This window comes from Pseudomonas sp. NPDC087697 (assembly GCF_044743155.1).
Lineage (GTDB): Bacteria > Pseudomonadota > Gammaproteobacteria > Pseudomonadales > Pseudomonadaceae > Aquipseudomonas.
The window spans coordinates 82988-93479 of record NZ_JBIUVW010000019.1 but is presented as its reverse complement, the minus strand read 5'-3'; the positions used below and the strand labels follow the sequence as shown (position 1 = coordinate 93479).

Annotated in this window: 8 protein-coding genes; 3 read left to right on the top strand and 5 right to left on the bottom strand. The window is 60.1% G+C overall.

Annotation, left to right across the window (positions count from 1 at the left end):
* Positions 1-110: 110 nt before the first annotated feature.
* Both ppk1 and hemB read right to left on the bottom strand, forming a co-directional pair.
* Entirely contained in the window at positions 111-2333 is a 2223-nt protein-coding gene (gene ppk1 / locus ACIPIN_RS15500; protein WP_401119978.1) for a polyphosphate kinase 1, read from the bottom strand.
* 18 nt (positions 2334-2351) lie between these two features.
* A complete protein-coding gene (gene hemB, locus ACIPIN_RS15495; protein ID WP_401119977.1) occupies positions 2352-3365 on the bottom strand; it encodes a porphobilinogen synthase in 1014 nt (337 codons plus the stop codon).
* A gap of 207 nt (positions 3366-3572) precedes the next feature.
* Here hemB and ACIPIN_RS15490 point away from each other — a divergent pair, with 207 nt between their 5' ends.
* Positions 3573-4205 (top strand): DedA family protein, encoded by a 633-nt coding sequence (locus tag ACIPIN_RS15490; RefSeq protein ID WP_401119976.1) that lies wholly within the window; start codon positions 3573-3575, stop codon positions 4203-4205.
* Here ACIPIN_RS15490 and ACIPIN_RS15485 read toward each other — a convergent pair.
* Entirely contained in the window at positions 4186-5421 is a 1236-nt protein-coding gene (locus tag ACIPIN_RS15485) for a sterol desaturase family protein (protein ID WP_401119975.1), read from the bottom strand. The genes ACIPIN_RS15490 and ACIPIN_RS15485 overlap by 20 nt on opposite strands.
* A gap of 115 nt (positions 5422-5536) precedes the next feature.
* Between ACIPIN_RS15485 and elbB the strand changes: the two genes are divergently transcribed.
* Positions 5537-6205, top strand: a complete 669-nt coding sequence (elbB, locus tag ACIPIN_RS15480) for an isoprenoid biosynthesis glyoxalase ElbB (RefSeq protein WP_401119974.1) — start codon at positions 5537-5539, stop codon at positions 6203-6205.
* A gap of 117 nt (positions 6206-6322) precedes the next feature.
* Here the strand turns inward: elbB and ACIPIN_RS15475 are convergent, their stop codons facing one another.
* Together ACIPIN_RS15475 and ACIPIN_RS15470 are read right to left on the bottom strand one after the other, a co-directional pair.
* Entirely contained in the window at positions 6323-6778 is a 456-nt protein-coding gene (locus tag ACIPIN_RS15475) for a YaiI/YqxD family protein (protein WP_401119972.1), read from the bottom strand.
* Positions 6779-6882: 104 nt separating this feature from the next.
* On the bottom strand, positions 6883-8781 hold the full coding sequence (locus ACIPIN_RS15470) for an FTR1 family protein (protein ID WP_401119970.1): 1899 nt from the start codon (positions 8779-8781) through the stop codon (positions 6883-6885).
* 310 nt (positions 8782-9091) lie between these two features.
* On the opposite strand from ACIPIN_RS15470, the gene ACIPIN_RS15465 reads away from it, so the two are divergent.
* Entirely contained in the window at positions 9092-10489 is a 1398-nt protein-coding gene (locus ACIPIN_RS15465) for a COG3014 family protein (RefSeq protein ID WP_401119969.1), read from the top strand.
* Positions 10490-10492: the final 3 nt, after the last annotated feature.

Genomic DNA, 10492 nt, shown 5'->3' with positions numbered 1-10492 from the left:
TAAGCTGTTGCACTTCGTTTACGGCGTGCTCAAGTCGGGTCAACCCTTTGACCCGAAACTTGCGCTTGCCCGGTGAGGCTCAAGACGGTATCTACACAGGGAGATTCGCGTTAACGAACGCTCAACACCGGGCTGCTCAGACGCTCAAGCAACGTCGCCTGCGCACTGCGCGGGTTCTGGTTGCCGGTCGGCGTGCTGCGGATGTAACGACCGTCCGACTGCAGGATCCAGCTGTGGGTGTTATCGGTGAGATAACTTTCCAGCTCTTTCTTGACCCGCAAAATCAGCTTCTTGCCCTCGACCGGGAAGCAGGTCTCGACGCGTTTATCGAGGTTGCGCTCCATCCAGTCGGCACTCGACAGGAACATCTGCTCTTCGCCGCCGTTGAGGAAGTAGAAGACCCGCGTGTGCTCCAGGAAGCGGCCAATGATCGAGCGCACGTGGATGTTGTGCGAAACCCCGGCGATGCCCGGCCGCAGGCAGCACATGCCACGGATCACCAGATCGATCCGCACCCCTGACTGGCTGGCCTTGTACAGCGCGCGGATGACCTTCGGGTCGGTCAGCGAGTTGAACTTGGCGATGATGTGCGCCGGTTTGCCGTCGAGGGCGAACTGGGTCTCGCGGGCAATCATGTCGAGCATGCCCTTCTTCAGGGTGAACGGCGCGTGCAGCAGCTTCTTCATGCGCAGGGTTTTACCCATGCCGATCAACTGACTGAACAGTTTGCCGACGTCTTCACACAAAGCGTCATCGGAGGTCAGCAGGCTGTAGTCGGTGTACAGACGGGCGTTGGCCGCGTGGTAGTTGCCGGTACCCAAGTGGGCGTAACGGACAATCTCGCCGGCCTCGCGACGCAGAATCAGCATCATCTTGGCGTGGGTCTTGAAGCCCACCACACCGTAGATCACCACCGCGCCGGCGGCTTGCAGACGGCTGGCCAGTTGCAGGTTGGACTCTTCGTCGAACCGCGCACGCAATTCGATCACCGCAGTGACTTCCTTGCCGTTACGCGCAGCGTCGACCAGGGCATCGACGATCTCCGAGTTGGCGCCGCTGCGGTAGAGGGTCTGACGGACCGCTAACACGTGCGGGTCCTTGGCCGCCTGGCGCAGCAGGTCGACCACCGGGGTGAACGACTCGAACGGGTGCAGCAGCAGGATGTCCTGCTTGCTGATCACGCTGAAAATGTTCTCGCTGTTCTGCAGCAGTTTCGGGATCTGCGGGGTGAACGGCGTGTATTGCAGCTCCGGGTGACTGTCCAGACCGGTGATGCTGAACAGCCGCGTCAGGTTCACCGGACCGTTGACCTGATACAGCTCGGTCTCGCTCAGGTTGAACTGCTTGAGCAGGTAGTCGGACAGGTGTTTCGGGCAGGTGTCCGCCACTTCCAGACGCACCGCATCACCATAACGACGCGAGAACAGCTCGCCGCGCAAGGCGCGAGCCAGGTCTTCGACGTCTTCGGTATCGACCGCCAGGTCAGCGTTGCGGGTCAGACGGAACTGGTAGCAGCCCTTGACCTTCATGCCCTGGAACAGGTCATCGGCGTGAGCGTGGATCATCGACGACAGAAACACGTAGTTGTCACCCGTGCCACCCACCTCTTCCGGCACCTTGATGACCCGCGGCAGCAAACGCGGTGCCGGGATGATCGCCAGACCGGAATCGCGACCGAACGCATCGATACCTTCGAGTTCGACGATGAAGTTCAAGCTCTTGTTCACCAGTAACGGGAACGGGTGCGTCGGGTCGAGACCGATCGGGGTGATAATCGGCGCAATCTCGTCGCGAAAATAGCGGCGCACCCAGGTCTTGAGCTTGGTGGTCCAGTAGCGGCGACGGATGAAGCGGACCTGATGTTTCTCCAGTTCCGGCAACAGAATGTCGTTGAGAATCGCGTATTGGCGATCGACGTGGCCGTGCACCAGATCACTGATGCGTGCCAGCGCCTGATGCGGTTGCAGACCATCGGCACCGGCCTGTTCACGGGCGAAGGTGATCTGCTTCTTCAGCCCTGCAACGCGAATCTCGAAGAACTCGTCCAGGTTGCTGGAGAAGATCAGCAAAAACTTCAGCCGCTCCAGCAAGGGATAGGACTCATCCAGCGCCTGCTCCAGCACGCGGATATTGAACTGCAGTTGCGACAGCTCGCGATGGATGTACAGACTGCTGTCATCCAGACCCGGAATCGCGATCGCCGGCAGAGCTGGCGCAGCGTCGGCTACCACCGCCGGTGGAGCAGGCTCCAGCTCCGGCGGGGTTTCGACGACAGGCTCAACCACGGGTTGAGCTTCTTTTACGGCAACTTCAGAGAGTCCTTCGGTATTCATCGAATGTTCCTGGGAGGGCTATTGTTGCTCTCGTAACAATTGAGCGGCACGTACGGCAAAGTAAGTCAGGATGCCATCAGCGCCAGCACGTTTAAAAGCGGTCAGGGATTCAAGAATAACCCCTTCGCTCAACCAGCCATTCTGGATCGCTGCCATGTGCATCGCATATTCACCGCTGACCTGATAGACAAAGGTCGGCACTTTAAATTCTTCTTTGACGCGGTAAAGGATATCCAGGTACGGCATGCCTGGCTTGACCATGACCATATCCGCGCCTTCTGACAAGTCGCTGGCCACTTCGTGCAACGCTTCGTTGCCGTTGGCCGGGTCCATTTGATAGGACGCCTTGTTCGCCTTGCCCAGGTTCAGCGCCGAACCGACGGCATCGCGGAACGGGCCATAGTAGGCACTGGCGTACTTGGCCGAGTAAGCCATGATCCGCACGTTGACGTGATCGGCCAGTTCCAGCGCTTCACGGATCGCCTGGATCCGGCCATCCATCATGTCCGACGGAGCAACCACCTGCGCACCGGCAGCGGCATGGGACAAAGCCTGTTTGACCAGCGCATCGACGGTGATGTCGTTCTGCACGTAGCCTTCTTCATCCAGAATACCGTCCTGGCCGTGGGTGGTGAACGGGTCCAGCGCTACGTCGGTAATCACCCCCAGCTCCGGGAAGCGTGCACGCAGGGCACGGGTGGCGCGCTGGGCGATACCCTCCGGGTTCCAGGCTTCAGCGGCATCAAGGGATTTGAGTTCGGCTGGCGTCACCGGGAACAGTGCCACGGCCGGGATACCCAACTCGACCCACTGGGCCGCTTCTTCGAGCAACAGGTCGATAGTCAGACGTTCGACGCCTGGCATCGAGGCGACCGCTTCGCGACGGTTTTCACCGTCCAGCACAAATACCGGAAGAATCAGGTCATTGGTGGTCAGGACGTTTTCACGGACCAGACGGCGCGAAAATTCATCACGACGGTTGCGGCGCAGGCGGGTTGCAGGAAACAAACGGTTGGCGGGGGTGAAGCTCACGGCAGACTCCTGAGCCCGCGCTGGCGGGCGAGCGTGACAGTTATAAGCGCCCATTATGACCAACACATTACAGTTATGTGCACCCCTGTGACCTGTAGTCGCAACCATTGTCCTTGTAGGAAATGTTCACGTCGAGACACATTTCGACACTTTCCTGAATGTGTCTGAAGGGTTAGGCTGCGCGTTCATTTCGCCAGCACCCAGACAATGCTCCAACAATTTCTGCATGACTTCGGCTACTTTGCCCTTTTCCTCGGCACGTTCTTCGAAGGCGAAACCATTCTGGTACTCGCAGGCTTCCTCGCGTTCCGCGGATACATGGACATCAACCTGGTGGTGGTCGTGGCGTTCTTCGGCAGTTACGCCGGCGATCAGCTGTGGTACTTCCTGGGGCGCAAGCACGGCCGCAAACTGCTGGCGCGCAAACCACGCTGGCAACTGATGGGTGATCGGGCGCTGGAACATATCCGCAGGCACCCGGACATCTGGGTGCTGAGCTTTCGCTTCGTCTACGGCTTGCGCACGGTGATGCCCGTGGCCATCGGCCTGTCGGGTTATCCGCCGGGACGCTACCTGCTGCTCAACGGTATCGGCGCGGCAATCTGGGCCGCGGCCCTGGCGGCGGCGGCCTACCACTTCGGCGCGGTGCTCGAAGGCATGCTCGGCAGCGTCAAGAAGTACGAGCTGTGGGTACTGGGCGCCCTGCTGGTGCTGGGCCTCTGCCTGTGGCTGCGGCGGCGCTTCAAGAACGCTCGCCTCGCCAAGCAGATCTACGAAGACGAGCAGGTCCAGCAGGCCGAAAAGGCCAAGACCAGCGAACCTACGACGCCAGTCGAGTGATGCGGTTTCTACAGCAGTAGAGACCGATGCCGCTGAGCAGGCTGTAACTGAGCAGGCCGACCCAGCCCACCGCGCTGGCCGGCCATAGCCCTGCCAGCGGCGCCAGCCACACCAGCGGCAGGTTCAGCGCCAGCCGCAGCAGCTCCAGCTTCAACGCCTGCGGGCGATTCTCCAGGGCCACGCCCAGCACAAACAAACCCACCGCCACCGCCCCCCAGCCCAACACCAGGGCTGCAGCCGGCAAGCTTTGCGCAAGATTCATCAAGTAGCTGCCCAAGGCGATGTACACGCAAAACTGCAGCGCGATATACAACTGCTGTCGCCCGTCCAGCGGCACCTCGAATTTACGGAACTGACTCAGGTCCGGCTTGTTCATTGGGTACTTCACTGCCACGTCCGCTGGCCGCCAGCCGGTGCGCATGAACCAGATCCGCAGCTTGTCCCACAAGCTCTCGGCACGTCGTGCGTCATCCCATAACTGTGCATAGAACTGCACGTTCGCCCACAACGGATTCCAGCTCGCCAAAGGTGTGGTCACACCAAAAATTACCGGCTCGTTGTCGTCCTCTTCCTGGAACGAGCCAAATAGCCGGTCCCAGATAATGAACACCCCACCATAGTTGCGATCCATGTAGAGCGCGTTCTGCGCATGGTGGGCTCGATGGTTGGATGGCGTGACGAAGAACCATTCGAACCAGCCGAGCTTGGGGATGTGTTTGGTGTGAACCCAGAATTGGTACAGCAGGTTCAGCGCCGCGACGCTGACGAACACCAGCAGCGGCACACCGAGCACCGCCATCGGCAGGTAGAAAATCCAGCTCAGCAGGAACCCGGTGCTGGTTTGACGCAGCGCCGTGGAGAGGTTGTAGTCCTCGCTTTGATGGTGCACCGAATGCGCCGCCCAGAGGATGTTGCGTTCATGGCCCATACGGTGCAGCCAGTAGTAGCAGAAGTCATAGAGGACAAAGGCGAACAACCAGACCCGGATACTCTCGGCCGACAACTCGAACAGCGCCAGATGCTTCAGGGCAAACGCGTACGTCACCAGCCCCACACCTTTGGTCAACAGGCCGGTGGTGGTCGACAACACGCCGGTGCTGAGGCTGTTGATCGCATCGGCCAGGCGATAATTACTCACCCCGCGCCAGCGGTCCGCCAGCAGCTCGACGGCTATCAATACAAAGAAGAACGGCACCGCATACAGAATGAAGTCCATGACGCGACCTGATCGCAATTGTGATGACAGATCCTAGGTGTAGCCGTGAAATAACCCTATGGCAACGAGTGACAAATTAGTGGACATTTAACGCCATGAATCTGGAGAAGAACCCATGAGCAAAAAAGTTGCAGTGATACTTTCCGGCTGTGGCGTGTATGACGGTGCCGAGATCCATGAAAGCGTGATTACCCTGCTACGCCTCGACCAGCACGGCGCGCTGGTCCAGTGCTTCGCCCCTGATATTGCGCAATTGCATGTGATCAACCACCTGACGGGCGAAGAAATGCCCGAGTCGCGCAACGTGCTGGTGGAGTCGGCGCGCATTGCCCGCGGGCAAGTGAAAGACTTGTGTGAGGCCAACGCCGAGGACTTCGACGCGTTGATCGTACCTGGCGGTTTTGGCGCGGCGAAGAACCTGTCCAACTTTGCCAGCGAAGGCGCCGGTTGCGTCATTCAGGCTGAAGTCCTGGCGCTGGCCGAAGCCTTTGCCGAAGCCGGAAAACCGGTTGGCCTGATCTGCATCTCGCCGGCATTGGCGGCAAAGATCTACGGCCCGGGCGTGACCTGCACTGTCGGCAACGACGCCGACACTGCCGCTGCAATGACCCGAATGGGCGCGACCCATGTCGATTGCACCGTCAGCGATATCATCGAAGACAAGGCACGCAAACTGGTCAGCACCCCGGCCTACATGCTCGCTCAATCGATCAGCGAAGCGGCTTCAGGAATCAACAAACTGGTTGACCGGGTGCTGGAGCTGACTCACGAGGATGAGGTCTGACACGGTTTAAATGTGGGAGCGGGCTTGCTCGCGAAGGGGCCAGCACATTCAACAATGATGTCGACTGTCAGACCGCTTTCGCGAGCAAGCCCGCTCCCACAGGGTTCACCACCAGGCTCAAGACTTGCGGGTCAGCCGGGTGATGATCCGGTCCAGCGCATTCGCAAACGCCTGCTTCTCTCGATCACCAAACGGCGCTGGCCCGCCGCTCATCTGCCCCTGCTCGCGCAGGTCGGTGAACAGGTTGCGCACCGCCAACCGATCCCCCATGTTCTGCGCATCGAACTCCTTGCCCCGCGGATCCAGCGCCGCCACGCCCTTCTTCACCAAACGGTCGGCCAGCGGCACATCGCTGCAAATCACCAACTCACCCGGTACCGCGTGCTCCACCAGGTAATCGTCGGCCGCATCCGGACCGCTGGGCACCACGATCAACTTCACCAGGGCGAGACCCGGTTTGATCTGCGGCTGCCCAGCCACCATCACTACTTCAAACTGACGCTTGAGGGCGAACTTCACCACCAGATCCTTGGCCGCCCGAGGGCAGGCGTCGGCATCGATCCAGACACGCATTGTGTGTTTCCTCTTGAAAGCAAAAGATCGCAGCCTGCGGCGGCTCCTACAGATTATCCGCGTAGGAGCTGCCGCAGGCTGCGATCTTTTAAAGAATCACTCGATCAGGAAGCGTGCACCCGCCGCTTCTCGGTCATACGACTGCGACTGTACAGCACGACAATCGCCAGAATCGCCACCGCCTGCGCGCTCAGCGAATAGGCATCAGCGTGAATCCCCAGCCAGTCGAAGTCAAAGAATGCCACCGGGCGGATGCCGAAGATCCCGGCTTCCTGCAAGGCCTTGACGCCATGCCCGGCGAACACCACCGACAGCGCGCAGAGCAATCCGGCATTGATCCCGAAAAACAGCGCCAGTGGCAGTTTCGCCGAGCCGCGCAGGATCACCCAGGCCAGACCGATCAACAGCACCAGCGCCGTGGCGCCACCCGCCAGTACCGCGTTATGCCCAGCCGGGCCTGCTTGCAACCACAGGGTCTCGTAAAACAGCACCACTTCGAACAGCTCGCGGTAGACCGAGAAAAACGCCAGCGCCGCAAAACCGAAACGCCCGCCGCCGCTGACCAGGCTGCTCTTGATGTAATCCTGCCAGGCCGCCGCGTGGCGACGATCATGCATCCAGACCCCAAGCCAGAGCACCATGACACTGGCGAACAGCGCGGTGCAGCCTTCGAGCAGCTCACGCTGGGCACCGCTGACATCGATCACATACGCCGCCAGCGCCCAGGTCGCCAACCCCGCTACCAGCGCCAGGCCCCAGCCAATATTGACGCTGCGAATCGCCGACTGCTGGCCGGTGTTGCGCAAGAACGCCAGCACCGCAGCCAGCACCAGAATCGCTTCCAGCCCCTCACGCAGCAAAATCAGCAGGCCGGAGATATAGCTCAGTGACCAGCTCAGGCCATCACTGCCAAGCAAATCCGCAGACTCTTTCAACTTGGCCTTGGCAAACGCCAGACGTTGCTCGGCTTGCTCGATCGGCAGCCCGTCCTGCAACGACTGACGGTAAGCCATCAGGGATTTTTCAGTATCTTTGCGCACTACGGTGTTGACGTTATCGAGCGAACTTTCGACCAGTTCGAAGCCCTCCAGATACGCCGCCACCGACAGGTCATAGGCCTGATCGCGCTCGCCGGCACGGTAAGCGGCGATGCTCTTGTCGAGGGTCGCTGCAGTGTAATCGAGCAACTGCGCCGACCCCCGTTTGACTTGCGGTGGTTGGGCGCGCTGAGCACGGAACGTCGCCGCCGCTTCAGAACCTTCGGCCGCCAGCACTTCAGCCGGGGTCTGTCGGGCCAGGTCGGCGAGGTTGAAGTTCTTTTCGCTTTTCGCAGTGGTCGGATCGGCGCTGAACGCGGCGATATAGGTCGCCAGGTCCCAGCGCTGACGCTCGTCGAGTTGATCGGCGAAAGCCGGCATGTCCGTGCCTTCGATGCCCTGCCCCAACGTGCTGTAGATCGCGTACAGGCTCAGGCGGTCCAGCCGCGTGGAATCGCGCAGATTGGCGGGTGGCGGTGTCAGGCCAACACCTGCGGGACCATCACCTGCACCGGCGTCGCCATGGCACACCGAGCAGTGCTGTGCGTACAACGGCGCACCACGCGTGGGGTCCGGGGTAATGATCGGCGCCTGGCTGACTTCATAGGCCACCGCCAGTTTCGCGCCCAGTTGCCGCGCCAGACGGGCCACATCGGTACCGTCCTGACGCTGGGTCACCGCGTTACGCAGATTGCTCACGCCCTGCTCAAGCTCCGCGTGCTCGGGTTTGGCCGGCAGCGCAGCGATCAGCCCCTGCAAGACACCGAGAAACTCCAACTGCTCGCGGTATTCGCCGTCATCGATGACCTGGCCCGCCTCGACGGTCGCCGGATAATCGGCACCAATGTAATCGAGCAAATGCAGTGCCTGTGGCGCACCTTCCACCGTGTCGGCCAGCAGGTTGAAACTGCACAGGGCAAACAAAGGGAAGACCAGCCAGGCCAGAAAACGGGACGGGGCAATCATGAATGAATCTCAATTGATAATACGAAGTAACGCATTGTTCACTCTCAATGCCCTCCGCTCAAGCTTTGTCGCCCACTGCTCGCGGATTCAGACTCCTCTCATATGGTGGCATCTATAGAAAAAATGAAATTAAAAAGCCATTACATGGCCATTATCCCCTGTCTATAATGCCGCGCCCTCGTTATTGCGATCGGGTATTTAAGCTCCTCTTTTTATGAGGAATTGGCATGGAAAGCCATCTTCCCTGTCGATTGGTTCACCCAGCCCGACCAGCACGCTCGGCTGTTTAAACTCAGGGAAGAAGTACCCCATGGCATCCCGCGCCCTCACCTCGATCGCGCTCAGCGCGGTCACTTTGCTTGCCGGTTGTTCGGCCTTTCGCAGCTACGACACAGAACTGCAAGAAACCAACCAGCAGTTGGTCAGCGGTAATGTCGACGCCGCACTGACGTTGCTGGAAAAAAACAACACAGGTGAAAACAAAGACCTGCTCTATTACTTCGAGAAAGGTGAACTGCTGCGCGCCAAGGGCGACCTGACCGGCAGCCAGACCGCGTGGAGAAGCGCGGACCAGGTAGTGGGTACCTGGGAAGAGTCGGTCAAGCTGGACACCGACAAGTACCTGGCTCAGTTCGGCAGTTTTCTGGTCAATGACAAGGTCCGCCGCTATGAAGGGTATGACTACGAAAAAGTCATGCTGACCACGCAAATGGCCCTGAACCTGCTGGCAGTGAACGATTTCGACGGTGCCCGTACCGAAATCAAGAAGACCCACGAACGTGAAGCGGTGATCGCCGAACTGCGGGACAAGGAATACCTCAAGCGCGAAGACGAAGCCGAGAAGCAAGGCGTCAAGACTCAATACAAGGACCTGCAGGGTTACCCGGTGGCGAGCCTCGACGCGCCTGATGTGGTCGGCCTGAAGAACAGCTATCAGAGTGCGTTCAGTCATTACCTGGCCGGTTTCGTCTACGAAGCCCTGGGTGAAAAGGACCTGGCCGCGCCGGGTTATCGCAAAGCCGCCGAACTGCGCCCCAACACTCCGCTGCTCGAACAAGCGCTGCTGAACCTGGACAAACCGGCCGGCAAAAACGATGAGAGCGACATCCTGATCGTCGTGCAAAGCGGCCTGGCACCGGCTCGTGATTCCATTCGCATTCCCTTGCCACTGCCGATCAGTAACAACGTGGTGATCACCCCACTGTCGTTCCCGGTGATCAAGCCTGACACCTCGACCGTGACGTATGCCCAGATCGGTGTCGACGGCCAGCAACAGAACCTGACCCAGCTCAACAGCACCACCACCATGTCCCGCCGCGCCCTGCGTGACGATATGCCGGGGATCATCCTGCGCACCACCGTACGGGCCGTGACTCGCGCCGTGGCGCAAAAGAAGATCAACGAGACCAACCCACTGGCCGGTCTGGCCGTAGGCATTTCGTCGGCGGTGATGGAGGGGGCGGATACCCGCACCTGGCGCACCCTGCCCGACAACACCCAGGTTGTGCGCCTGCGCCTGGCCAAAGGCGAGCACCAACTGAGCCTGCCGAACGCTCTGGGCGGTTCGCGAATCACGGTCAAGGTCGATCAGCGCTACCAGGTTATCAGCCTGCGTACGGTGGGCAATCAGGTATTCGCCAGTGGCGTCGCCGCCCATGTGATCCCAAGCGCCACCCCGCAAGTCGTGGCCAGCGTCAAACAACCTTAAGCG

Excerpts from the sequence above, each read along its gene's own strand:
- ACIPIN_RS15485 (WP_401119975.1), bottom strand. The coding sequence starts at position 5,421 with ATGGACTTCATTCTGTATGCGGTGCCGTTCTTCTTTGTATTGATAGCC.
- ppk1 (WP_401119978.1), bottom strand. The coding sequence starts at position 2,333 with ATGAATACCGAAGGACTCTCTGAAGTTGCCGTAAAAGAAGCTCAACCC.
- ACIPIN_RS15465 (WP_401119969.1), top strand. The coding sequence starts at position 9,092 with ATGGCATCCCGCGCCCTCACCTCGATCGCGCTCAGCGCGGTCACTTTG.
- ACIPIN_RS15490 (WP_401119976.1), top strand. The coding sequence starts at position 3,573 with ATGCTCCAACAATTTCTGCATGACTTCGGCTACTTTGCCCTTTTCCTC.
- ACIPIN_RS15470 (WP_401119970.1), bottom strand. The coding sequence starts at position 8,781 with ATGATTGCCCCGTCCCGTTTTCTGGCCTGGCTGGTCTTCCCTTTGTTT.
- elbB (WP_401119974.1), top strand. The coding sequence starts at position 5,537 with ATGAGCAAAAAAGTTGCAGTGATACTTTCCGGCTGTGGCGTGTATGAC.
- ACIPIN_RS15475 (WP_401119972.1), bottom strand. The coding sequence starts at position 6,778 with ATGCGTGTCTGGATCGATGCCGACGCCTGCCCTCGGGCGGCCAAGGAT.